The 22,038-nt window shown below is 71.6% G+C and carries 19 protein-coding genes, 2 tRNA genes and 2 pseudogenes; 15 read left to right on the forward strand and 8 right to left on the reverse strand.

Going from position 1 to position 22,038, the window contains the following annotated elements:
- Window positions 1–212 precede the first annotated feature (212 nt).
- The gene (locus ACZ60X_RS18695) at window positions 213–740 is read left to right on the forward strand and encodes a TNT domain-containing protein (protein ID WP_469599539.1); all 528 of its coding nucleotides are present in this window, start codon (window positions 213–215) and stop codon (window positions 738–740) included.
- Between the two features lie 76 nt (window positions 741–816).
- Window positions 817–1,170, forward strand: a complete 354-nt coding sequence (locus ACZ60X_RS18700) for a hypothetical protein (RefSeq protein ID WP_469599541.1) — start codon at window positions 817–819, stop codon at window positions 1,168–1,170.
- A 140-nt stretch (window positions 1,171–1,310) separates the two neighbouring features.
- Here ACZ60X_RS18700 and ACZ60X_RS18705 read toward each other — a convergent pair.
- Window positions 1,311–1,397, reverse strand: a tRNA-Ser gene (locus ACZ60X_RS18705).
- Window positions 1,398–1,942: 545 nt separating this feature from the next.
- Here ACZ60X_RS18705 and ACZ60X_RS18710 point away from each other — a divergent pair.
- Window positions 1,943–2,089, forward strand: coding sequence for a hypothetical protein (locus ACZ60X_RS18710; RefSeq protein WP_469599543.1), 147 nt, complete (start codon window positions 1,943–1,945; stop codon window positions 2,087–2,089).
- Between the two features lie 183 nt (window positions 2,090–2,272).
- Here the strand turns inward: ACZ60X_RS18710 and ACZ60X_RS18715 are convergent.
- A pseudogene (locus ACZ60X_RS18715) lies at window positions 2,273–2,729 on the reverse strand (hypothetical protein); the annotation flags it as partial.
- A 52-nt stretch (window positions 2,730–2,781) separates the two neighbouring features.
- Complete coding sequence (locus tag ACZ60X_RS18720) at window positions 2,782–3,735, reverse strand: hypothetical protein (RefSeq protein WP_469599545.1); 954 nt, start codon at window positions 3,733–3,735, stop codon at window positions 2,782–2,784.
- 345 nt (window positions 3,736–4,080) lie between these two features.
- Here ACZ60X_RS18720 and ACZ60X_RS18725 point away from each other — a divergent pair.
- A pseudogene (locus ACZ60X_RS18725) lies at window positions 4,081–4,568 on the forward strand (transposase); the annotation flags it as partial.
- Window positions 4,569–4,786: 218 nt separating this feature from the next.
- Here ACZ60X_RS18725 and ACZ60X_RS18730 read toward each other — a convergent pair.
- Both ACZ60X_RS18730 and ACZ60X_RS18735 read right to left on the reverse strand, forming a co-directional pair.
- Window positions 4,787–4,873, reverse strand: a tRNA-Ser gene (locus ACZ60X_RS18730).
- A 79-nt stretch (window positions 4,874–4,952) separates the two neighbouring features.
- Window positions 4,953–6,428 (reverse strand): S1C family serine protease, encoded by a 1,476-nt coding sequence (locus ACZ60X_RS18735; protein ID WP_469599547.1) that lies wholly within the window; start codon window positions 6,426–6,428, stop codon window positions 4,953–4,955.
- A gap of 251 nt (window positions 6,429–6,679) precedes the next feature.
- Between ACZ60X_RS18735 and ACZ60X_RS18740 the strand changes: the two genes are divergently transcribed.
- The 3 genes from ACZ60X_RS18740 to ACZ60X_RS18750 all read left to right on the forward strand — a co-directional run bounded on the left by ACZ60X_RS18740 (window position 6,680) and on the right by ACZ60X_RS18750 (window position 9,537).
- Complete coding sequence (locus ACZ60X_RS18740) at window positions 6,680–7,519, forward strand: glycerophosphodiester phosphodiesterase (RefSeq protein ID WP_469599549.1); 840 nt, start codon at window positions 6,680–6,682, stop codon at window positions 7,517–7,519.
- Between the two features lie 223 nt (window positions 7,520–7,742).
- Window positions 7,743–8,393 carry an ATP-binding protein gene (locus tag ACZ60X_RS18745; RefSeq protein WP_469599551.1) on the forward strand — a complete coding sequence of 217 codons (651 nt, stop codon included), beginning with the start codon at window positions 7,743–7,745 and terminating at the stop codon, window positions 8,391–8,393.
- Between the two features lie 181 nt (window positions 8,394–8,574).
- Window positions 8,575–9,537 (forward strand): DUF5926 family protein, encoded by a 963-nt coding sequence (locus ACZ60X_RS18750; RefSeq protein ID WP_469599553.1) that lies wholly within the window; start codon window positions 8,575–8,577, stop codon window positions 9,535–9,537.
- 242 nt (window positions 9,538–9,779) lie between these two features.
- On the opposite strand, the gene ACZ60X_RS18755 is transcribed toward ACZ60X_RS18750, so the two are convergent.
- Both ACZ60X_RS18755 and ACZ60X_RS18760 read right to left on the reverse strand, forming a co-directional pair.
- A complete protein-coding gene (locus tag ACZ60X_RS18755; RefSeq protein ID WP_469599555.1) occupies window positions 9,780–10,364 on the reverse strand; it encodes a hypothetical protein in 585 nt (194 codons plus the stop codon).
- A gap of 231 nt (window positions 10,365–10,595) precedes the next feature.
- Window positions 10,596–11,261: a bifunctional DNA primase/polymerase gene (locus tag ACZ60X_RS18760; RefSeq protein WP_469599557.1), complete on the reverse strand. Its 666-nt coding sequence runs from the start codon at window positions 11,259–11,261 to the stop codon at window positions 10,596–10,598.
- Between the two features lie 610 nt (window positions 11,262–11,871).
- On the opposite strand from ACZ60X_RS18760, the gene ACZ60X_RS18765 reads away from it, so the two are divergent.
- The 3 genes from ACZ60X_RS18765 (at window position 11,872) to pdxR (ending at window position 16,317) form a co-directional block, all read left to right on the forward strand.
- The gene (locus ACZ60X_RS18765) at window positions 11,872–13,254 is read left to right on the forward strand and encodes a PP2C family protein-serine/threonine phosphatase (RefSeq protein WP_469599559.1); all 1,383 of its coding nucleotides are present in this window, start codon (window positions 11,872–11,874) and stop codon (window positions 13,252–13,254) included.
- Between the two features lie 149 nt (window positions 13,255–13,403).
- A complete protein-coding gene (locus ACZ60X_RS18770; RefSeq protein WP_469599561.1) occupies window positions 13,404–14,879 on the forward strand; it encodes an aminopeptidase P family protein in 1,476 nt (491 codons plus the stop codon).
- Window positions 14,880–14,946: 67 nt separating this feature from the next.
- Entirely contained in the window at window positions 14,947–16,317 is a 1,371-nt protein-coding gene (pdxR, locus tag ACZ60X_RS18775) for a MocR-like pyridoxine biosynthesis transcription factor PdxR (protein WP_469599563.1), read from the forward strand.
- 43 nt (window positions 16,318–16,360) lie between these two features.
- On the opposite strand, the gene ACZ60X_RS18780 is transcribed toward pdxR, so the two are convergent.
- Window positions 16,361–16,804: an ATP-binding protein gene (locus ACZ60X_RS18780; protein ID WP_469599566.1), complete on the reverse strand. Its 444-nt coding sequence runs from the start codon at window positions 16,802–16,804 to the stop codon at window positions 16,361–16,363.
- Window positions 16,805–16,990: 186 nt separating this feature from the next.
- Here ACZ60X_RS18780 and ACZ60X_RS18785 point away from each other — a divergent pair, with 186 nt between their 5' ends.
- From ACZ60X_RS18785 to ACZ60X_RS18805, 5 genes are all read left to right on the forward strand, one after another.
- Window positions 16,991–17,860 carry a hypothetical protein gene (locus ACZ60X_RS18785; protein WP_469599568.1) on the forward strand — a complete coding sequence of 290 codons (870 nt, stop codon included), beginning with the start codon at window positions 16,991–16,993 and terminating at the stop codon, window positions 17,858–17,860.
- 201 nt (window positions 17,861–18,061) lie between these two features.
- Window positions 18,062–18,799 (forward strand): YcnI family copper-binding membrane protein, encoded by a 738-nt coding sequence (locus ACZ60X_RS18790; protein WP_469599570.1) that lies wholly within the window; start codon window positions 18,062–18,064, stop codon window positions 18,797–18,799.
- 130 nt (window positions 18,800–18,929) lie between these two features.
- Window positions 18,930–19,586, forward strand: a complete 657-nt coding sequence (locus tag ACZ60X_RS18795; RefSeq protein ID WP_469599572.1) for an SCO family protein — start codon at window positions 18,930–18,932, stop codon at window positions 19,584–19,586.
- Window positions 19,583–20,062 carry a copper chaperone PCu(A)C gene (locus ACZ60X_RS18800; RefSeq protein WP_469599574.1) on the forward strand — a complete coding sequence of 160 codons (480 nt, stop codon included), beginning with the start codon at window positions 19,583–19,585 and terminating at the stop codon, window positions 20,060–20,062. Before ACZ60X_RS18795 ends, ACZ60X_RS18800 begins: the two co-directional genes overlap by 4 nt.
- Window positions 20,063–20,075: 13 nt before the next feature.
- On the forward strand, window positions 20,076–22,034 hold the full coding sequence (locus ACZ60X_RS18805; RefSeq protein ID WP_469599576.1) for a copper resistance CopC/CopD family protein: 1,959 nt from the start codon (window positions 20,076–20,078) through the stop codon (window positions 22,032–22,034).
- Window positions 22,035–22,038 lie beyond the last annotated feature (4 nt).

The raw sequence follows: 22,038 nt of genomic DNA on the forward strand, positions 1-22,038 counted from the left end.
CGCTGCCCGCCCCACGCGGCGCCTGGTGTGCGCCGGGAGAGAGGGGACACCGAATGCGCGCACTGCGCACCTTCCTGGGGAGCGGCCTCGCATCGCTCCTCCTGCTGATCGGCATCTCACCGGCCACGGCCCAGGCCGGCCTCCCCCGTGCGGGGAACGGGACCCAATGCCCGACCACGCACCGCAGCCGCGGGTCCAACACCGCCCCGCCAGTGGCATACCAGCGCTACTACCTCAACGACTGGCGGCTGGGACCGACATACCTTCCCCAGAATGGCGCTCTGGGCAGGATGCTGAGGGGGTATCAGCGCACGGACCACACCTCCGCGTACCGGTTCCTCGCGTGCTTCTGGCAGACGGACCCCCAGACGAAGAAGTCGGGTTGGTGGTACCCCGACAACAACGGCTTCGTACTGAAGGACGGCAAGCCGGTCGAGCACTCCGTGACACTGCGCAAGGGCCAACTGGTCGACCTCTTCGGCAGCGGAAACGGCAACTTCCTCGCCCCCGCGGGCACGCCGTACGCCAAGCGCGCGATCCCGCCGAGCAATCTCGACACCTACACCAAGACGTATCCGTACAGCTACCACCTCTACCGGGTCCTCCAGCCGTTCACCGTCGAGGCGGGTCCGATCAGGCCCTGGTTCGGCCAGCCAGGCCTGGGCCTCCAGTACGTGACAAAGCCGACGATCCCCATGCTCATCAACGCGTACAAATTGGCAGAAGTGCATGTGACCTGACACGACCAGGCCCAGGGCGGCCCCCGCGCCTGCCAGGCCGGTGGCCACCCCTCAGGCAGGCGATGGGACGGACCTGATGGACCGCGCAGAACTCGTCGAAAGACTCCGCCAGGCGGACGTCCCGGAGGCGTTCTACGACATCCCCGGTGTCCACGACGTCCCCATCCAACTGGATGCCTACCACTTCCTGCGCCGTGACGAGGACGCGTGGACCGTCGGCTTGCGTCAACGGTCCGAGGACAACGTCATACGGCGCTTTGGCACCGAAGCCGAAGCCTGCGAGTTCCTCTACGACACGCTCATGCAGCTGCCCCCTCCCCCTTCTGGGCCCGCGGAGCCTCTGGAGAAGCTCCTCGCGAACACCGAGGAGATCCAGCGGCAGGCATGGGAGGACTTCTACGGCCGCCATGGGTCGGCTGACGATGGTTGACCACGAAGGCGTCCATCGCGGCACATGGGAAACACCCAGGGACCCCGGGCCGAGATCAAGGTCGAGACAGTCCCCATGCAAAAGGGGCGCCCCTCGCCGAGGAGCACCCCTTCTGACCAGCACGTCTTCTACGGCGTGTGCGGAGGCGGTGGGATTTGAACCCACGGTGACATCGCTGCCACGACGGTTTTCAAGACCGTTCCCTTCGGCCGCTCGGGCACACCTCCCCGCGCCGCCCACCTGGGACGGAGCGGGTACAGAGTTCCGGGATCCAACGTCCGGCGGGTGGCGTGGTCCACACGGGGTCCACTGGCTCCGTTCCACACGTCAGTGGCACCGCCCTGATCAGCATCCCGGCCGCAGCCCTACGCCGGCATCTGCGAGCTTAGGGCTGCGCTGGCGTCCCCGGCGAGAAGAGCTACCGCAGGATCCTCTGGCGTGCCCACCTCCGTGGCGCCATGTGGTTGGGGAGCCGGAAGGCGTCCGGATCCTTCTGATCCGCAGGAGCGGGCAGGCGGTTGGGCGGGGAGGCTCCGCCGACGCGGGGGGCCTTGACCCGGAATCTTGGACACGGGCTATGCGGCTTGAGGGTTTGCCGCGCGGTGGCCTGTCCGGAGCCGACGATCGCGGTACGACATGTGAGGGGCACGGCTCCTGCCTCGATACCAGCGGTGTGTCGCCCAGCCTGTGTTCAGAGATTGTGCCCCTCTGGCCCCACTCTCACGGCGACCGCACGTAGTAGAAAGGAAGGATGGGAAGACAGGCTGTCGTCGTGCTCTACGCGCTCGCGCTGGTAGCCGTCGTGGTTGGCGTGGACGTTCTGTTCTTCAGGCACCAGTTCTGGGAGCGGCTGATGGTGAACGTCGGAATCGTCTTGGTGTTCGCGGCATGCGGTTTGAGGTTCCTGAAGCATTCATGAGCGCAGCCACGGCAATGCGGCTCACCCGGATGGCGGTTAATCCAGACTGACTGGGACAGGTGCGGCCGGCCTCCGGGATTCTGCAGAAGCCAGCTGTATTGAGAACGCGGCGTGGCGGAGTTCCCAGTCAACGTGACGGGTCTGCAGGTCACGGCAAGATCCACGGACAACCTCAATGCGACAGGTGAACCGACCCGGCTGCTGCTCGGCCAGCCAGACCCAGGCGACCAGGCGCTTCGCCTTCGACCGCAGCGCCTCCACCTTGGCCGGCACCGCGTCCAGACCGAACATCACGGCCAACTCCTGGCAGGTCAGCGGCCCTTGATGGAGCCGGTCCCGGTCCGCGAGCGCGGTGAGGATGCGCTCGTAGTCCACCGACAGCACCGACCAGGTCAGCCCCTCACGCCACACTGGCACCGGCGACTTCGGCTTCGCCGCAACCCGGCCCGGGGCGCCGGCTGCACGTCCGCAACCCGCGCATCCAGGGTGACCTCCGCGCTGCCGGCGTCACCGTCCTCCGGAGCCAGGACGGTGCCCACTCCTGCCATTCCAGCTCGGCCGCGGCCAGTTCGGCCTGGATGCGATAGCCGTTTGTCGGCGCCCGTGGCCGGCGGCGAGGGCCTCCACGGGCGCCCGTCACGTCACTGGGTGAGCGTGCCGGCGTTGCCCGCCTTCCCGGCGGTCCCGCCGGCCTACTGGGTGGCTGCGGCGCTCGGGGTGGCGGCGCCGCCGTTGTTCGCGGCGCCGCCGTTGTTCGCGGCGCCGCCGTTGTTCGCGGCGCCGCCGTTGTTCGCGGCGCCGCCGTTGTTCGCGGCGCCACCGTTGTTCGCAGCGCCACCATTGTTCGCAGCGCCACCGTCATTGGCAGCGCCACCGTTGTTCGCAGCGCCACCATTGTTCGCAGCGCCACCGTTATTCACGGCGCACTGTGCCAGTCCCTCCAGCCCCTGCGGCTTGGCAGCCGCGCGGCCGATCGCGTTGGCGATGCGCTTGATCGTGGCCGCCCGCTTGTTCTTGAGCTGGCGGAGGATGGCGTTCTGGCCGCCCTTGCCGGCCTTGCCGCGCTTACCGGCCTTGCCGCGCTTACCGGCCTTACCGGCCTTACCGGCGTTGCCCGCATTACCGGCGTTACCCGCGTCACCCGGGTTGCCCGCATTGCCCACGTTACCGGCGTTACCCGCATTACCGGCGTTGCCCGCATTACCGGCGTTGCCCGCATTACCGGCGTTACCCGCGTCACCCGGGTTGCCCGCATTGCCCACGTTACCGGCGTTGCCCGCATTACCGACTGCTGCGGCGAGCTCCTTGTTGGCCTTTGCGATCTGGTCGTCGAGTTGTTTCAGGTTGCGGTCGACCTCGGCTTGGGCGGCGGCAGGGACCGCCGGGAGCTGCGACTTCACGTCCGGACACGAGATCGTGTCCGCGGCGTTCGCATTGCTCGCGTTCCCGTTGTTGTTGTTCCCCCCGGCCTGCTGGGTGGCCGTCGCGCTCGAGATCGTTCCGGGGGCTGCGAAAGGTGTGTTGCTCTTGGGCGACTCGCCAGCGAAGGCGGAACCAGCGATGATCGCGCCGGACAGCACGACTGCGGCGGAGCCGCCGATGATCGCTACCCGGCCCTTTTTGTATTTCGGAAGAGCCCTGGACATAGGGATACCTCACTCGAGTTGGGGGGTTGAGGTCATGAAAGCAGCAGTCACGGATGGCTCCCGCAACAAACGCGTCGCCTGTGTTCGAGGAGATGTACGAGAAAAGACTCAGGGATGTTCAACGAGTTTTTGAATTTCCCTTCCGGGACCCGGCACAGCCCCTCAGTCTGACTCTGTCGGGGATCTTGGAGCGGTCGAGGTCAACTGCCCAGCGTTCGCCAGGACTTCGACCGGGGGATGCCGTAGTGGTCTCGCCTGCGCGTTTCAGTTGCGCACATGTCCGGATCTTGAGCGGAAAGACGAAAGTGCCTTCTGAGCTGCGATGATGAGGCTTGTCTAGGGCTTCTGTCACCACAGCAGGAAGGCACTTTCTGCGTGCACACTACCGGGTCGCGTCCCAACCTCGTCGTCTCGTCCGACGGTCGCGGAGTGGTCAGCCACGCCGGATCCCGCCTGCTGACGATCTCGCTGACGCCACGGGCCTGACCGGCTCCTTCACCGACGCGCTGCGCCTGCTGCGGCCGCGCGGCACCGGCCACAATCCGGGCCGGGTGGCGGTCGACCTGGCGGTGATGCTCGCCGACGGTGGCGAGGCAATCGCGGACCTGGCCCTCCTGCGCGATCAGCGCGAGGTATTCGGTCCGGTGACCTCCACCCCCACCGCTTGGCGTCTGCTGGCCGACATCGACACCACCGCACTCGCGGCACTGCGCACGGCCCGCGCCGCTGCCCGGGAGACCGCCTGGCTGCAGGCCGCCGAGACCCGGCGCGGGATACCGATCTCCCGTGCGGGCGGGCGTGACCTGCCCGGCCTGGTCCTGGAAGCGACCGCTCACCACAGTCAGGCACATCGGGCACCGTGGACCGGGGCATTCCCGGGCTGCCTGCGTGGCGCTGAACTGCGACTTCTTCCCGGAACGTGGTCCACGCCTGGTCCACACGCACTGATCCACAACGCGACAGAGCCGGATCAAGATGAGACAGACCGCACGCAGAAGGGGTGTCCCTCATCGAGGGACACCCCTTCTGACCAGCATATCTATGACCTCTGCGGAGGCGGTGGGATTTGAACCCACGGTGACATCGCTGCCACGACGGTTTTCAAGACCGTTCCCTTCGGCCGCTCGGGCACGCCTCCCCGCGCCGTCCACCTGGGACGGAGCGGGTAACAGCGTACCGGGAGCGGGCGTTCGGCGGGCGGAGTGGTCCGCAGTGGGTCAGTTGTCGCCCACCCGGGAGCCCAGGGTCAGATCCACCGTGTGTTCCTGGCCGCCCCGCTTGTAGGTGATCGTCACCTTGTCGCCAGGCTTGTGGGTCCAGATCTCGCCGATCAGGGTGGGGCCGCTGTCGATCACCATGTCGTCCAGCTTGGTGATCACGTCGCCGGGCTTGAGGCCCGCCTTGTCGGCGGGGCCGCCCGCCTCGACCGCGGCGGAGCCGGCCGTGCCCTGGTCGGTGATCTTCGCGCCGTCCGTGGAGTCCTCCAGCGAGACGGACGCGCCGATCTTGGCGTACACCGGCTTGCCGGTCTTGATGAGCTGCTGGGCGACGTACTTGGCCTGGTCGATCGGAATCGCGAAGCCGAGGCCGATCGAACCGGACTGGCCGCTGGAGCCGAGGCCGCCGCTGTTGGTCGACTGGATGGCCGAGTTGATGCCGATGACCGCGCCGGAGCCGTCGAGCAGCGGGCCGCCGGAGTTGCCCGGGTTGATCGGCGCGTCGGTCTGCAGAGCGCTCATGTACGACGCCTTGCTGGTGGAACTGCCGTCGCTGGAGGCCACCGGACGGTTCTTGGCGCTGATGATGCCCGTCGTCACCGTGTTGGACAGCCCGAAGGGGGCGCCGATGGCGATCGTCTCGTCGCCGACGACCACCTTGTCGGAGTCGCCGAGCGGAAGCGGCTTGAGGTCCGACGGCGGGTTCTTGAGCTTGACGACCGCCACGTCGTAGCCCTGGGCGTGGCCGATGACCTCGGCGTCGTACTTCTTGCCGTTCGGGAACGTCGCCGTCAGCTTGCCGCCGTTCAGGGCGTCCGCCACCACGTGGTTGTTGGTGATGATGTGGCCCTGGGTGTCGAAGACGAAGCCCGTGCCGGTGCCCCCGTTGCCGTTGGTGCCCTCGGCCTGGATGGTGACCGTGCTGGGCAGCGACTTGGCGGCCACACTGGCGATCGAGCCCGGTGCGCGCTTGACCTGGGTGGCGCCGCTGTCGGAGGCGGAGACGGTGGTGGAGCCGCTGTCGTCGTGGTTCTTGGCCAGGGTGTAGCCGATGCCGCCGCCCAGACCGCCCGCGACCAGCGCGGCTACCAGGACCGCGGCGACCAGTCCGCCGCGCCCGCGCGGCTGGGGGGCGGGCTGCTGGTACGACGCGCCCCAGACGGGGCCGCCCGGACCGCCGAAGCCGCCGGCCCCGCCCACGCCCCCGTCACCGTAGGACGGGACCCCGGGGTGCGGCGGGGTGCCCGGCTGCGGGGGCGGCCAGGCGCCGTCGGGGGCCGGGCCGGACGGCTGCGCGGCGTGCGCTTCTGCGGGGGCGTGCGCGGCGGGGGCGGCTTCCGGTACCGGCGGGAGGGGAGTGGTCGGCGCGTTCCCGTCAGGCGCGGGGCGCTGCGGGGAATCGGCGGAAGAGGCCACCGGCACAGGAGGTGCGGACGGGGCCGGAGGTACCTCGTTGCCCTCGTTCTCGGTGCTCACAGCTCTTCTCCTCGATCCACGGCTGTTGTTGTCGGTCGCACTGGGTCACGCTCGGCAGCGGTGCGTGGTGCTGTGCTCAGTCTTCACTGTTCCGTTTGTACTGGAGTCAGCTTTTCCCACGGGCCGTCAGAGCACCATAAGCCGTGGCTGTGGGTCCATGACCAGTCTTTACATAGGGCTTTTCAAGCAAAAGTCACATAGCTCGCCATTACGGATGCCCGCACGGCCCCGGACGGTGGCACCATGACGCGGTGACCCACGCACCACAGCGCTCCATCCAGGTGGTCGCCCACCGGGGAGCTTCCGAAGACGCGCCCGAGCACACCCTGGCCGCCTACCGGAAGGCGATCGAGGACGGCGCCGACGCCCTTGAGTGCGACGTCCGGCTGACCGCCGACGGCCACCTGGTCTGCGTCCACGACCGCCGGGTGAACCGTACCTCCAACGGCCGCGGCGCCGTCTCCGCCCTGGAGCTGGCCGATCTCGCCGCGCTCGACTTCGGCTCCCGGAAGACGCGCGAGGCCTGGCGCGGGCGGACCTCCGACGACGAGGAGCCGGACTGGGAGCACCGGCCGGAGGACCGCGAGGAGACCTCCGTACTCACCCTGGAGCGGCTGCTGGAACTGGTCGCGGACGCCGGGCGGCGGGTGGAGCTGGCCATCGAGACCAAGCACCCCACCCGCTGGGCCGGCCAGGTCGAGGAGCGGCTGCTGACCCTGCTGAAGCGGTTCGGGCTGGACGCGCCGGCCACCGCCGCCGAGTCCCCGGTACGGATCATGAGTTTCTCGGCCCGGTCGCTGCATCGCGTGCGTGCCGCCGCCCCGACGCTGCCGACCGTCTACCTGGTGCAGTTCCTCACGCCGCGGCTGCGCGACGGGCGGCTGCCCGCGGGCGTGCACATCGCGGGCCCCTCGATCCGGATCCTCCGCAACAACCCCGGGTACGTGGAACGGCTGAAACGGGCCGGTCACCAGGTGCATGTCTGGACCGTGAACGAGCCAGAGGACGTCGATCTCTGCGTGGAGCTGGGCATCGACGCGATCATCACCAACCGCCCGCGCGCGGTGCTGCACCGGCTGAGCCGCATGTGACGCGGGTCATCGCCCCATGCCCGCGGTGTGACCTCAAGAGGGCGGTAAAGAGCCGTCCGGATCCCTTGACCGGGCCCGGCGGCTGCTGAATCCTCCGATCTCGGCCGACACCGACGGAATCCAGCCACGCGACGACCGCACCGGACAGCCACCGGACAGCCACCGGGACGCTGTCGTCACAGGGAGTGCACCGGCGCGTTCGCTCCGTGCAGGGGCGTTGTGAATGCGTCACCGGAAGGGGATTGGCCGGTTTCCGGTACAGGTCAAGGGGGCATCCACTCCGTGGCGTGGGGCAAAGGAGGTCTCGGGGGTGGCGTTGGTGGTGGCACAGGAGGTGCCCACGTCGTCGAGCATGGCCGTACCCCATGGCCCTGCGGGCGTGGGGGAGGCACGGCACCGGATGCGTGCGCAGCTGCGCGGCGGCGGGGTGCCGGAATCGGTCGTCGACGATGCCGTACTGATCCTTTCGGAATTGTTGAGCAACGCCTGCAAACACGGGCGGCCCCTGGGCGACGCGCTGGCCGGTGACGGCGATGTGCGCGCCGCGTGGCGGGTCGATCCGCGAGGCCGGCTCATCGTCGAGGTGACGGACGGCGGCGGCCCGACCCGCCCGGCGCCGGCCACCCCGTCGGTGACCGCGCACGGCGGCCGCGGACTCAACATCATCACGGCTCTCGCCGACGACTGGGGCGTCAGGGACGGCGTCCGCGGCGAGGTGACGGTCTGGGTGGTGGTCCACGGCGACGTCCACGATCCCGATGCCGGGTGCCGCCATGACGCCTTCGCTACGCGCGTCACCGCCCCCGCGCTCGCCGGTGTGGACGTGGAGATGGCCGGCCTGGACTTCGCGGACGCCTTCGACGATCTGGACTGAGAGGGACGGGCGGTCCGTACGCGAGGGCTCTGCCTTCCGTCCGTCAGCGTCCCCGGAACGCCGTCCGGTTCACACCACTGGCGTCGAGCGCGCGTGCGTTGTCCACAGGTTCCCGTCGGTCGCGGCCGAAACGGCTAGGCTCCCGCCGTACCAGAAGAGCCGTAACCGGGAGACACCCACGATGGCCAAGAAGCGACCCCAGACGAAGGCCAAGCCACAGATCACGGACGGAGAGATCCCGGTTGTCGGCGCCCGCGAGCCCTGCCCCTGCGGCAGCGGCCGGCGCTACAAGGCGTGCCACGGCAGGGCCGCGGCGCACGCGGTGACCGAGCTGGTGCACCGGCCCTTCGAGGGCCTCGCCGGCGAGTGCGACTGGGTGGCGCTGCGCGAGCTGGTCCCGGCCGCGACGGCCGAGCTGACCCTCAAGGACGGCCTGCCCGAGGGCGTTCCGTCGGTCACGCTCGCCACGGTGCTGCCGATGGCCTGGCCGGCGCTGCGCCGCGACGACGGCTCGGTCCTGCTCGGCCTGCAGAACGACACGGCGTCCGGCGACATCAGCCGCGACCTCGCCGACACGCTCGTGCGTGCGCTGCAGGCCCAGCCGGGTACGCCCGTGCAGGGCCGTCGCGCACCGGCCGAGGGCCCCCGGCTGCAGGACCTGCTCGACGCCGACGCGCCGTTCGAGCCGGTCGTGCACAGCGGCTTCGAGTTCTGGGTGCCGGACGCCGAGAACGCCGCCCCGGACGTCACCGCCTCCCTGGAGCGGGCCAACGCCGCCGCCATCCCGACGGCGCGGCTGTCCGGCGTGGACGCGGCGTACTGGTGCGAGACCCCGGAGAAGAACCACCTTCGGTGGGTGATGCCGCACCCGGAGGAGCGGCTTCTGGACGCACTGGCGCGGCTGCACGCGGCGGGCCGCGCCGGCCTGGGCGAGGGCACCCGTCTCGTGGGCTCCTTCCGTGCTCACGGGCTCACGGTGCCGGTCTGGGACCTGCCGAGCGGCATGTCGGCGGAGGACGTGGAGAAGCCGGCCGCCGAGTTCGCCGAGCGGCTCGCCACCGCCCTCGCCGGCACCGAGCCGCTCACGGCGGACGAGCGCCGGGCCCGTGGCGGTCTGACCAATCGGCAGGTCACGCTCAGCTGACACCCTCGGCGCGCGCGTCACGGCTGACTGGTCGGTCAGCCGTGACAGGGCCGCCGAGACACGTGACTCCCGTCACAACTCGCCGTCGCGGCAGGGAAATCGGTGGCCGAATGCCCTAGCCGGAATTTGCGAACCGCCGATCTCTTGTTACCGTTCCTGTAGCCCGGTTGCTGGTGCATCCCCCGTCGCCAGCAACCGGGTCTTTCCATGTCCGCGCAAGCGCTCCGCGGCCAGGCGTCGGATCAACTTCCCTCGGGGCTGCCCGAGTTGCCCGCGTCCTGCGCCGGATCGCTGCCCGAGCGCAGCAGCAGGGCGCCGTCGGCCCCCTGCTTCGCGAACTCGGTGACGGCCGTGTAGGCGTCCGCTCCGCCCCGGGTGTGCTCACGGGGCGTCTCACAGGTGGCGGGCTCGTCGTCGGTTCCGGTGACGCAGTGCGTCTGCAGACTGCGGCCGCCCGGGCCCATCAGGCTGAGCACGGAGTCCAGCGACTCGCCGGTGGCGTTGCGGTAGTAGGTGCGCGCCCAGGTGTCCGCGCCCTGGGTCAGCACACAGGTCTGCGCCTCGACGCCGTCGGGCGAGGTGAGCGACGGGCCGCAGCGGGCGGCGGTGGCGAGGCCGAGCCCGAGCAGCCGCGGCGAGGCGCTGGGTGAGGGAACCTTGTCGTCCCCGTGCTCAAAGAGCCGTACGGCGTCGTCACGCTCCGGCGCCGGCGGGTGGACGGCGGCTTCGCGCGGCCGGTCCGCCAGGGCTCGGTGGGCCGCCTCGTCCACCTGCCCGGCGGACGCCACGGCCAGCGGCAGCGCCACGGCGGCCGTCACGACACCCATCAGGCCGATCAGCCGGAGCGCTTGGGCGTCCGGCCCGCCGCGCCGTGGCAGACGGCGCCGGCCGCCGCCGGCGCGTCTGTCCCCATCGGCGCGTCCGTCTGCGCCGGATCGCGGTCCTCGACGTCCGGAATCGCGATTCCCCCCAGAAAGTCCGTTTCCCCCGGAAAATGGCAGCATGTGCGGAAGATAACGAGCGAGTGCGGTCCGTCCGCCGCCCCGCGCCGACACCCCCTACAACTCGGGCGCGCTCACACCCGTACGAGTGAGGGCCTCGACCACGCCGTCGACCACGGCCTCCACATCGGGCACCCAGGGCGCGGCCGAGCCCGGCAGCGGGGCGCGCTCCCAGCGGACCGTGCCCTCGCCGGTCTCGGACGGGGGCAGGGCGAGATAGCCGCCCTCGCCGTGGAAGCGCAGGGAGCCCGGGACGAAGTCCTTGGCGTAGAGCAACTCGCCCAACTGCTCCATGGAGTACGGCTCGACGAGCAGGGCCCAGCGGTTCGGCGAGGCGATCACCGGGCCGAGGCGCATGCCCCGGCGGTCGAGCAGGGCGAGCGCGCGGGAGGCGGCGAGCGCCGGCAGGCTGACCGCGCAGGGCGCCTTGCCTCCGGTGGCCAGGACGATCGGTGCGCTCGGGCGGTTGGTCCACCACCAGCGCACCATGCGCTCGTCGGTGGTGGCCGCGAGCAGGCCGGGGTCGAAGGGGTGCGCTCCGGGGACCGTGCAGTCCGGGTCGGGGCAGGCGCAGCGGGCCCGCGCCCGCGGGTCCGGAGCCACACCCGGGAGTACCGGCCACTGCCATTCGGCCGCGAAGGTCAGGGCCGCGCCGATCAGCTCGGGCCTCCCGCCGTTCCGCCTGGACAGGAGCCTGCGTCGCCTTCCGAGGATCTCGCGCATGAGCGCTCGTTCCTTTCCGTTGCACCGCTGGCAACACCGTGGTCCACATCACATCATGTGTCGATCACTTCACTGTGCGTACCTGTTGGCGCATCACACCCCCGTGCACGGCAGGGGGGTCCCCATGGGGTCGAGCATGGGCCGCGTCCGCGTCCGTGGTGCGTCGGTCAACAGCACGGTCGCGGCATAGGGGTGGCGAAGTATGGCGTTTTGCCATCGCGCGTATTTCTCTCCGCCTCCGCCAGGGAGGATGGGGCTCGGCCGTCGGTGGCTATGACGCCCGGGTCCGTCGCCAGGTTCCGGGTGGCCCCCAACCACCCCTGGCCTTCACCGAGTACGTACCCATCACGACCGCTGTGACGCTCCGTCGAGCAAGGCCAGTCGACCGCAATGAACCGATACCTGAGGCAGTTTTCAGCCAACTTGGCGGTAAGGCAAGGGGTTCGGGCAAAACCTCGCCCGCCTCATGGACACCAGGAATCCCCGCAGGACAATGCTGGACATCCCCTCACGAGTGCGTGTACATGTGGAGACACTGCTAGCGGCGCAGAATGACATGGGGGTTTGCGATGCTTTTCAGCAATACGCACCGGTCTGAGGGCCGGACGCCATGAACGCCCCGCACCCTCCGAAAGTGGCCGGAATCGATTCAACGGTTCCCCCGCCCTCCCACACTGTTGCGCCTGCTCCCCCCGCCCCGGACGCCGCTCCCGTCCCCGCCCCCACCAGCCCCGCCCCCGGCACCCTCCTCCAGGACCGGCTGGCCGGCTGGGTCTCGGACCTCACGACCCTCCACGAACTCACCGAGCGGCTGTCCCGCACGGACGCGCTCGAACCCGCCCTGCACGAGCTGCTGCGCGCCGGAGCCGCCCTCGTCGGCGCACGCCGCGGCCTCGTCGTCCTGGAGCCCGCCGACGGCCTCGGCCCGCGCACCACCCTCGGCCTGGGCCTCGGCCGCGCCGACCTCGGCCACATCGAGACCGTCCCGCGCGGCGCGCTGCCCTACGACACCGGCGCCGGCACCGAGACCCTCCACCCCGACCTGCTCGCCGAGGACGGCCTCGACCCCCGCCACCGCGAGGTCGCCGGCCGCCTCGGCTACGCCGCCAGCTACGCCCTGCCCCTCGTCGGCGAGTGCGCCGGCCGCCTCGGCGCCGCCGCCTGGCTCTACGACGAACCGGCCGAGCCCGACGAGCGCCGGCGCCACCTCGCGGGCCTCTACGTCCGGCACGCCACCGAGCACCTCGCCCGCCTGCTGGAAGTGGAAGGCGCACGCGCGCGCGTGGCGACCATCACCGAGGAACTGCTGCCGTCCCGGCTGCCCCGCGTGGCCGGCGTGCAGCTCGCCGCCCGGCACCGCACCGGCCCGCACGGCGGCGGCGACTGGTACGACGCGCTGCCGCTGCCCGACGCGGCCCTCGGCCTGTCCGTCGGCTCGGTCACCGGCTCCGGCCCGAGCGCCGTCGCCGCCATGGGCCGGCTGCGCGCCTCCCTGCGGGCGTACGCCGTGATGGAGGGCGAGGACCCGGTCGCCGTCCTGTCCGACCTGGAGCTGCTGCTGCGGCTGACCGAGCCCGCCCGCTCGGCCACCGCCCTGTTCGCCTACTGCGAGCCCGCCCTGCGCAAGATCACGCTGGCCGGCGCCGGGCACAGCCCGCCGCTGCTCGTCGGGGAGCGGCGCACCGAGTTCGCCGAGACCTCCGTCTCCGCCCCGCTCGGCATGCTCGCCTGCTGGGAGGCGCCCAGCATGGAGATCCAGGCCGAGGCCGGGGAGACGGTCCTGCTCTACACCGACGGCCTGCTGCACCGTACCGGCGACCCCATGGACCGGGCGTTCGCCCGGCTGCACACGGCCGCCGCGAGCGTCCCGCGCGCGCTGCGGCACGACCCCGGCGCCGTCGCCGACCACGTCCTGCGCGTGGTCCTGCCGGACGGCCGGGAGGCGGCGGAGAGCGAGGAGGACGTGGTGCTGCTGGCGGCGCGCTTCGACTGAGCCAGCGGCATGCATGACCGGGCATAGCAGCTCGTCCGCCCCTGTCCGCTCGCGGTACGACCGTACGATGATGGAGGCCCCCGCTCGGACACGATCGCGAGCAGCGCGGGCCGCCGGGGGAGATCACACGCCGTACCGAGGAGGAGCACGTGGCCGACGAACTCAACCCGGAGATCCCGGAGAACCCGGAGACGCCGGAGGAGTCCGAGGAGCCCATCAAGCAGCGGAAGAACGGCCTGTACCCGGGCGTCTCCGACGAGCTGGCCGAGAACATGAAGTCCGGCTGGGCCGACACGGAGCTGCGCGATCTGCAGCCGGTCCCGCAGGCCGCCGAGACCGCGCGCCGCCGTGCCGCGCTCTCCGCCCGCTTCCCGGGCGAGCGCCTGGTGATCCCGGCGGGCAACCTGAAGACCCGCTCGAACGACACCGAGTACCCCTTCCGTTCCTCCGTCGAATACGCCTACCTCACGGGCGACCAGACCGAGGACGGCGTCCTCGTCCTGGAGCCGAAGGGCGACGGCCACGAGGCGACGATCTACCTCCTGCCGCGCTCCGACCGCGAGAACGGCGAGTTCTGGCTCTCCGGCCAGGGCGAGCTGTGGGTCGGCCGCCGCCACTCCCTCGCCGAGTCCGAGGCGCTCTACGGCATCCCGGCCGCCGACGTGCGCGAACTGGCCGACACGCTGCGCGAGGCCACCGGCCCGGTGCGCGTGGTGCGCGGCTACGACGCCGGCATCGAGGCGGCGCTGACGGACAAGGTCACCGCCGAGCGCGACGAGGAGCTGCGGGTCTTCCTCTCCGAGGCACGCCTGGTCAAGGACGCGTTCGAGATCGGCGAGCTGCAGAAGGCCGTCGACTCGACCGTGCGCGGATTCGAGGACGTCGTGAAGGTCCTGGACAAGGCGGAGGCCACGTCCGAGCGCTACATCGAGGGAACGTTCTTCCTCCGCGCGCGCGTGGAGGGCAACGACGTCGGCTACGGCTCGATCTGCGCCGCCGGCCCGCACGCCTGCACCCTGCACTGGGTCCGCAACGACGGCCCGGTCCGCTCCGGCGACCTGCTCCTGCTGGACGCCGGCGTGGAGACCCACACCCTGTACACGGCCGACGTCACGCGCACGCTGCCGGTCAACGGCTCGTACAGCGAGATCCAGAAGAAGGTCTACGACGCCGTCTACGAGGCCCAGGAGGCCGGTATAGCGGCCGTGAAGCCGGGCGCCAAGTACCGCGACTTCCACGACGCCGCCCAGCGCGTGCTCGCCGAGAAGCTCGTCGAGTGGGGCCTGGCCGAGGGCCCGGTCGAGCGCGTCCTGGAGCTGGGCCTGCAGCGCCGGTGGACCCTGCACGGCACGGGCCACATGCTCGGCATGGACGTCCACGACTGCGCGGCCGCTCGCACCGAGACGTACGTCGACGGTGTCCTGGAGCCGGGCATGGTGCTCACCGTCGAGCCGGGCCTGTACTTCCAGGCCGACGACCTGACGGTGCCCGAGGAGTACCGGGGCATCGGCGTCCGGATCGAGGACGACATCCTCGTGACGGAGGACGGCAACCGAAACCTTTCGGCCGGGCTGCCGCGCCGATCCGACGAGGTCGAGGCCTGGATGGCCTCGCTCAAGGGCTGATCTGCGTTTCAATGGCCGGGTACCGGGGAGGTGCCCGGCCATTGGCATACCTAGGGGGAGGGTATTCGTGGACGACTTCTGGTCCGCCGCGGGAGTGGACCTGCATCTGGAGACCGACGCGGGAGACGGCCGACGGACCGGACTGGAACGGGCGCTGCGGGACGCCATCCGGGACGGACGGCTCACCCCCGGGACCCGGCTGCCCGCCACCCGGCGGCTCGCGACCGACCTCGGTGTCTCCCGGGGCACGGCGAAGGCGGCGTACGACCAGCTCGTGGCCGAGGGGTACCTGACGGCCCGGCAGGGCTCGGGCACCCGGGTCGCCGCGCTGCCGCCCGCCCTGGACACCACGGGCCCGCGGACCGCCGCACGCGCGCGTGCGCCGCGTTTCGACCTGCGCCCGGGCAGCCCCGACGTCGGCGCGTTCCCGGCGGCGGCCTGGCTGCGCGCGCTGCGCCGCGCCATCGCGACGGCACCCTCCCTGGCGTACGACTACGGCGACCCGCGCGGTCGCGTCGAACTGCGCACGGCCCTGTCCGGCTACCTCGGCCGCGCCCGCGGCGTCGTCGCGCCCCCGGAACGGATCGTCATCACCTCCGGGTACGTCCAGGGCCTCGCGCTTCTCACGCGCGTCCTGGGCGGCGCCACCGTCGCCATGGAGGACCCCGGGCTGCCGTTCCACCGGGAGGTGGTGCGGCGGGGCGGCGGGACGGTCGTACCGGTGCCGGTCGACGCGCGCGGGGTGCGTCCGGCGGAACTGGGCGACGCGGCCGCCGTGGTGGTCACCCCCGCGCACCAGTACCCGACCGGCGTGACCCTGCACCCCGAGCGGCGCCGCGCGCTCGGCGACTGGGCACGCGCGCGTGGCGCACTGATCGTCGAGGACGACTACGACGGCGAGTTCCGCTACGACCGCCAGCCGGTCGGCGCGCTCCAGGGCATGGCACCGGGGCACGTGGTCTACCTGGGCACCGCCTCCAAGACCCTCGGCCCCGCGCTCCGCCTCGGCTGGATGGTGCTGCCGCCGCACCTGGTCGACGCGGTCGCCGACGCCAAGCTGCACACCGACCACCACACCGAGACCATCGGCCAGCTCGCGCTCGCCGAACTGATCGACAGCCACGCCTACGACCGGCACGTGCGCGCGTGCCGGCTGCGCTACCGGCGCCGCCGGGACCAGCTCCTGGACCGGCTGGGCGGCGGCCGGGGCGTACGCGGGATCGCGGCCGGACTGCACGCGCTGATCGACGTACCGGACGAGGGCGAGGCCCTGGCCCGCGCGCAGGCCCAGGGCCTCGCCCTCGGCGCCCTGGGCGACCACTGGCACACCCCCGGTGCCGAAGACCGCCCCCAGGGCCTGGTCGTCGGCTACGGCACGCCTCGCGAACGGACCTACCCGGAGGCGCTGGAGGCGCTGGCGAAGGTGCTCGGCAGATGAAGCCGGCGAAGAAGAGGGCAGCGGACGAAGGAGGCAGCCGCTCTCACGCCGTCAGCAGCGACGGGTCCTTCGTCCACTTCAGGATCTTGTCGAAGCTGACCACCGTCCCGCCCCGGCCCGGCTTGGCGCCGATGTGGACGTGATCGGCCAGTTCCCGGATCAGACACAGACCGCGGCCGTGCTCGGCGTCCGTGCGGGCGGGGCGCAGGTCGTGGGTGCGGGTGAAGCCGGTCCCCGAGTCGGCCACTTCGATGCGGCACTTCTCGCCGTCGAGGTACGCCGTCACCCGGTACGCCTCCGCAGAGCCGTCGCGGGATCCGCCGCCGTGCTCGACGGCGTTGGCGCAGGCCTCGGTCAGCGCGACGGACAGGTCGTAGGAGATCTCGGGGTCCACCCCCGCCGTCTCCATCGTGCCGATCAGCAACCGCCGGGCGAGCGGCACGCTCGCTGCCTCGCGGCGCAGATGGAGTGACCACCAGATGCTCATGCTCCAGCCTCCTGGCCGCGGCTCGACATACCGTTACGTATTGCCGCCCGTGCGCGACCGTAAGCACCCTGTTGACGTGACACCGCCCATACAGCCGATGCGCCACGGGAGGAATCGGTGTATGAGGGACGGCTCCGGCGCCCTGCCGTAGGAAGCCGGTAGGCGCAGTGCGATGATGGGGCCGCCATGACTGCCCCCCACGCGCGCACGGCGCACCCCGGAGCCGGGCTCCAGGTCCTGCGGGCCGCGGTGTTCGCCGCGGTCTGTGTCGTGCTGGCCGCGTGCGGACACGCCCTGGCCTCCTGCGCGAGCGTGCCGCTGTGGACGCTCGGCGCCGGGTTCCTGGGCTGTCTGCTGGTCGTGGTGCCGCTCGCCGGGCGGGCCCGCTCGCTGCCCGGCATCGCCGCGCTCCTCGCGCTCGGCCAGACCGCGCTGCACGCGCTGTTCGGGCTGGGCCAGCACGGAGCCGCGGCGGCCTCCGGCGGCATGGTCATGGGCGCGACGCCCGCCGTCGGCACGACCGGCGCCCCGGGCGCCGCGGGTTCGTCGCTCGGCGACAGCGCGCTCGTCGAGCAGGCCGCGCGGCTGCTGTGCGGGTCGAACGCCGCCGCCCTCACCCCCGGCCACGCCTTCCACCTGCTGCTCGACGCGCACCTCATCGACCGCGCGGGCCGGCCCGCCCCCGCCCTGGGCGTCCTGACCGGCACCCACGACGCCGCCGGCTCCACCGGGGGACTGCTGCCCTCGCTGCCGATGCTGCTCGGCCACGTGCTCGCGGCCGTCGCCGCCGGCTGGCTGCTGCGGCGCGGCGACCTGGCCCTGCTGCGGCTGATCGAGCTGTCGGCGCACGGAGTCGCCGAGGGCGCGCTCGTACGGTCGCTGCGCGCCGCGTTCGCGCTGGCGTGCGCCCTGTGCACCGGGCTGCTGCCCGCCGGGCCGACCGCACGCGCCCGGCGCGCCGCCCGGGACGACTCGCCCGCCCCGCACACCACCGCGCTCCAGCACACGGTGATCCGGCGCGGCCCGCCCGCCGCCGCCCTCGTCCTCGCCGCCTGACGCGACGCGAGCACTCCCCCCGGTGGAGACCCGGTGGAGAGGCCGCCGTCGCGCGGCACGCGCGCGTGCGCGATCCGGAAAGCCTCGGAAAAGCCCGGGACAGCCCACGGAATCAACCGACGGCACCGCTCCACCGGCACCGGCACGCGCCCGCGTACCTCTCTACGTCACCGGAAACTCTCAGAGTGGAGTGCTCCTGCCATGCAGGCTTCTCGTATCGCCTCTCGGCTCACCGCCGCCACCGCCGTCGCGGGCACGGCCGTCCTCGCCCTGTCCGTCCCCGCCTTCGCGCACGTCACCGTGCAGCCGGAGGGCGCCGCCGCCAAGGGCGGTTACGCGGTCGTCGACTTCAAGGTGCCCAACGAGCGCGACAACGCCTCGACCACCCAGATCGAGGTCAGCTTCCCCACGGACCACCCGCTCGCCTCGGTCATGCCCGAGCCGGTCGCCGGCTGGAACGTGCAGGTCACCAAGGCCAAGCTGGTCAAGCCGCTGACCGTGCACGGCCAGAAGATCGACGAGGCCGTCTCCAAGGTCACCTGGACCGCCGCCGACGGCAAGGGCATCCAGCCCGGCTACTTCCAGAAGTTCCCGCTGTCCGTCGGCGCCCTGCCCGAGAACACCGACCAGCTCGTGTTCAAGGCACTTCAGACGTACTCCGACAAGGAGGTCGTCCGCTGGATCGAGATGCCGCAGGCCGGCCAGGACGAGCCGGAGAACCCGGCGCCCGTGCTGACCCTGTCCGCCGCGGCCGGCAGCCACGGCGGGACCGCCGACGCCAAGGACGCCTCCGACCCGACCGGTGACAAGACCGGTGCCGCGGCCTCCGGCTCGCACGGCACCGACACCACCGCGCGCGTGCTCGGCGTCCTCGGCATCGTCGTCGGCGCCGCGGGCGTGGCCTACGGCGTCTTCGCGGGCCGCCGCCGCACCGCCTAGCCCTCTTCCTTCCGGACCGCGCACCGGGGCCGTACGACACGCTCGTCGGCCCGCCCTCCGGGCAGGTGCGGACGACTCTCCCGTCCGGCCCCGGTGCGCACCGGAGTTCTCACATCTGGGACATTTCTCTATGCGCAAGAAGACGTTCGCAGCGGCCGTGCTGCTCGCCGCCACCGCCGGTCTGACCCTCTCCGCCTGCGGCAGCGGCGACGACGGCAAGTCGCCGGTCACCGTGGTCTCGCAGGAGTCGGACCCCGGCAAGGCCGCCACCGTGCTCGACCAGCCCTTCGCCAAGCCGGACCTGGTCCTCACCGACACGCACGGCAAGAAGTACGACCTCCGCAAGGAGACCCAGGGCCATCCGACCCTGGTCTACTTCGGCTACACGCACTGCCCCGACATCTGCCCGACGACGATGAGCAACATCGCCGTCGCCAAGAAGGCGCTGCCCAAGGCCGAGCAGGACGACCTGCGGGTCGTGTTCGTCACCACCGACCCCGGCCGCGACACCCCCACCGAACTGGGCAAGTGGCTCAAGGGCATCGACTCCCAGTTCATCGGCCTGACCGGCGACTTCTCCACCATCCGGGCCGGCGCCCGCTCCCTCGGCATCTCCGTGGAGCCGACGACGAAGGACAAGAACGGCAAGCTGGTCTCGGTCCACGGCACGCAGGTCATCGTCTTCTCACCGAAGACGAACGGCGGTTACGTCCTCTACGGCGAGAACGCCACCGTCGACGACTACACCAGGGACCTGCCCAAGCTCGTCAAGGGAGCCAACCCGTGAGCCGTCCTCTGACCCGCCGGTCCGCGCTCGCGACCGGCGCCGCCGCCCTCGCCGGTGCGCTGGCCCTCGCCGGCTGCTCCGACTCCGGGTCGCAGCCGGCCAGGGCCGAGCTGTCGGTGAACGGCCCGTACATGCCGCAGCCGGTCTCCGCCGACATGGCGGCCGGCTTTCTGACGATCACCAACAAGGGCGGCGCCGACGACAGGCTGACCTCGGTGACGAGCGACGACGCCGGCCAGGTCACCATGCACAGCACCACCGGCGGCGCCATGCGGGAGCAGGCCTCCTTCGCCATACCGGCCCACGGTCAACTCGTGTTCAAAAGCGGTGGCAACCATCTGATGTTCGACAAGCTGAAGCGACAGCCGAAGCAGGGCCAGACGGTCACCGTGACGCTCCGGTTCGCCAAGTCCGGGGCCCTCACCGTCGAGATGCCGGTGAAGTCCGCGACGTACAACCCGTCGACCGGCCGCTGAGGGAAGGACCACCGTGACCCGGACCATCACCCCCAAGGGGAGGAGCGGCGCCCTGCGCAGCCTGGTGCTGCTGCTGTTCGCCGTCGCCGGCGTGCTGCTCGCGGGTGCCGCCCCGGCCTCCGCGCACGCCGCGCTGACCGGCAGCGACCCCGCACAGGGGGTGGTGGTCAAACAGGCGCCCAGCCAGGTGGCGCTCACCTTCTCCGAGAAGGTGGCGATGAACGACGACTCCCTGCGCGTCCTCGACCCCCGCGGCAAGCCGGTCCAGACCGGCAAGCCGGCCAACCTGAGCGGGACGACGTACGCCGTCAGGCTCAGGAGCGGTCTGGGCAAGGGCACGTACACGGTCACCTACCAGGTCGTCTCGGCCGACAGCCACCCCGTCGCCGGTGCCTACACCTTCTCCGTCGGCGCGCCCTCGCCGACGGTCGTCACCGGCACCGGGCCCACCGCGGGCGGCGGAACCGTGGGCGCGCTCTACGCGATCGGCCGGTACGCGTCGTACGCCGGCTTCATCGTGCTCGCGGGCGGCGCCGCCTTCGTCATCGCCTGCTGGCAGCGCGGCGCGGGCGTACGGGCCGTGCAGCGGCTGGTCGTCGGCGGCTGGCTCACGCTCACCGCGGCCACCCTGTGGCTGCTGCTCCTGCGCGGCGCGTACACCACCAGTGGGAAGTTCGGGGACGTCTTCGACCTCGGGCTGCTCGGCCCGGTGCTCCAGACCAAGACCGGCGCGGCCCTGGTCTCCCGGCTGCTGCTGCTCGCCGCCGCCGCGCTGTTCATCGCCGTCCTCTTCGGTGCCTACACCAAGCGGGAAGAGGGCCAGGACAAGCGCGACCTGACCTTCGGGCTGGCGATCGGCGGGGCGGTCGTCGCGGCCGGGCTCGCCACCAGCTGGGCGATGGCCGAGCACGCCTCGGTCGGGCTGCAGCCGGGCATCGCCATGGCCGTCGACGTCGTCCATCTGCTCGCCGTCGCCGCCTGGCTGGGCGGGCTCACCGCCCTGCTGGTCGCGCTGTACCGGGCGCCCGCCGAGACACCGGTGGAGGCCGCCGCCGTCCGCCGCTTCTCCCGGCTGGCCTTCTGCTCGGTCGTCGCGCTCGTGGCGACCGGCACCTACCAGTCCTGGCGCCAGCTCGGCTCGTGGTCGGCGTTCACCGACACCCGGTACGGGCAGCTCCTGCTGGTCAAGATCGGGCTCGTGGCGGTGATGGTCGGCATCGCGTCGGTGTCCCGGCGCTGGACGCGGCGCCTCGCCGACACCGCCGGCGCGGGCGCGGGAGCCGAGGCGGTGCAGGAGGCTGCCGAGGCGTCCGAGGAGTCCGAGAAGGAGCGGGTGGCCACCGGAGCGGCCAAGCGGTCCACCGGCAAGGGCAGGACGAGCGGCAACCCGCAGCGCGCCGAGCAGCTCGCCCGGCAGCGGGCCGCGATGGCCACCGCCCGGCAGAAGCGGCTGCGCGACAGCGACGCGCACCGCTTCGGACTACGCCGCTCGGTGCTCGCCGAGGCCGGTGTCGCGGTCGTCCTGCTCGCGGTGACCACCTGGCTGACCCAGACCGAGCCCGGCCGCACCGAGCTGGAGGCCAGGGCCGCCACCTCGTCCTCCGCCCGTTCGGCGACGGCGCCCACGAACGGCGCGCTGACGCTGGACATGCCGTTCGACACCGGTGGCACGAACGGCAAGGGCGTGGTCAGCATCGACCTCGACCCTGCGAACGTGGGCGCCAACGAGATGCACGTCTACGTCCAGAAACCCAACGGGCAGGCCTTCGACATCCCCGAGGTGAAGGTCGAGTTCACCCTTGAGGCGAAGAAGATCGGCCCCCTTCCCGTGATCCCCGACCACATCACCACCGGCCACTGGTCGGCGAACGGCGTACAGATCCCCATGGCCGGCGACTGGAAGATCGCCGTCACCGTGCGGACCTCCGACATCGACCAGGTGACCGTCTCCAAGAACGCGCAGATCGGCTGAACCC

Source organism: Streptomyces sp. NPDC104106 (genome assembly GCF_055584345.1).

What these genes read in the sequence shown, in the direction of transcription:
- ACZ60X_RS18700 (WP_469599541.1), top strand. Translation starts at nt 817, where the DNA reads ATGGACCGCGCAGAACTCGTCGAAAGACTCCGCCAGGCGGACGTCCCG.
- ACZ60X_RS18720 (WP_469599545.1), bottom strand. Translation starts at nt 3,735, where the DNA reads ATGTCCAGGGCTCTTCCGAAATACAAAAAGGGCCGGGTAGCGATCATC.
- ACZ60X_RS18745 (WP_469599551.1), top strand. Translation starts at nt 7,743, where the DNA reads ATGCGTCACCGGAAGGGGATTGGCCGGTTTCCGGTACAGGTCAAGGGG.
- ACZ60X_RS18750 (WP_469599553.1), top strand. Translation starts at nt 8,575, where the DNA reads ATGGCCAAGAAGCGACCCCAGACGAAGGCCAAGCCACAGATCACGGAC.
- ACZ60X_RS18755 (WP_469599555.1), bottom strand. Translation starts at nt 10,364, where the DNA reads ATGGGTGTCGTGACGGCCGCCGTGGCGCTGCCGCTGGCCGTGGCGTCC.
- ACZ60X_RS18760 (WP_469599557.1), bottom strand. Translation starts at nt 11,261, where the DNA reads ATGCGCGAGATCCTCGGAAGGCGACGCAGGCTCCTGTCCAGGCGGAAC.
- ACZ60X_RS18765 (WP_469599559.1), top strand. Translation starts at nt 11,872, where the DNA reads ATGAACGCCCCGCACCCTCCGAAAGTGGCCGGAATCGATTCAACGGTT.
- ACZ60X_RS18780 (WP_469599566.1), bottom strand. Translation starts at nt 16,804, where the DNA reads ATGAGCATCTGGTGGTCACTCCATCTGCGCCGCGAGGCAGCGAGCGTG.
- ACZ60X_RS18785 (WP_469599568.1), top strand. Translation starts at nt 16,991, where the DNA reads ATGACTGCCCCCCACGCGCGCACGGCGCACCCCGGAGCCGGGCTCCAG.
- ACZ60X_RS18790 (WP_469599570.1), top strand. Translation starts at nt 18,062, where the DNA reads ATGCAGGCTTCTCGTATCGCCTCTCGGCTCACCGCCGCCACCGCCGTC.
- ACZ60X_RS18795 (WP_469599572.1), top strand. Translation starts at nt 18,930, where the DNA reads ATGCGCAAGAAGACGTTCGCAGCGGCCGTGCTGCTCGCCGCCACCGCC.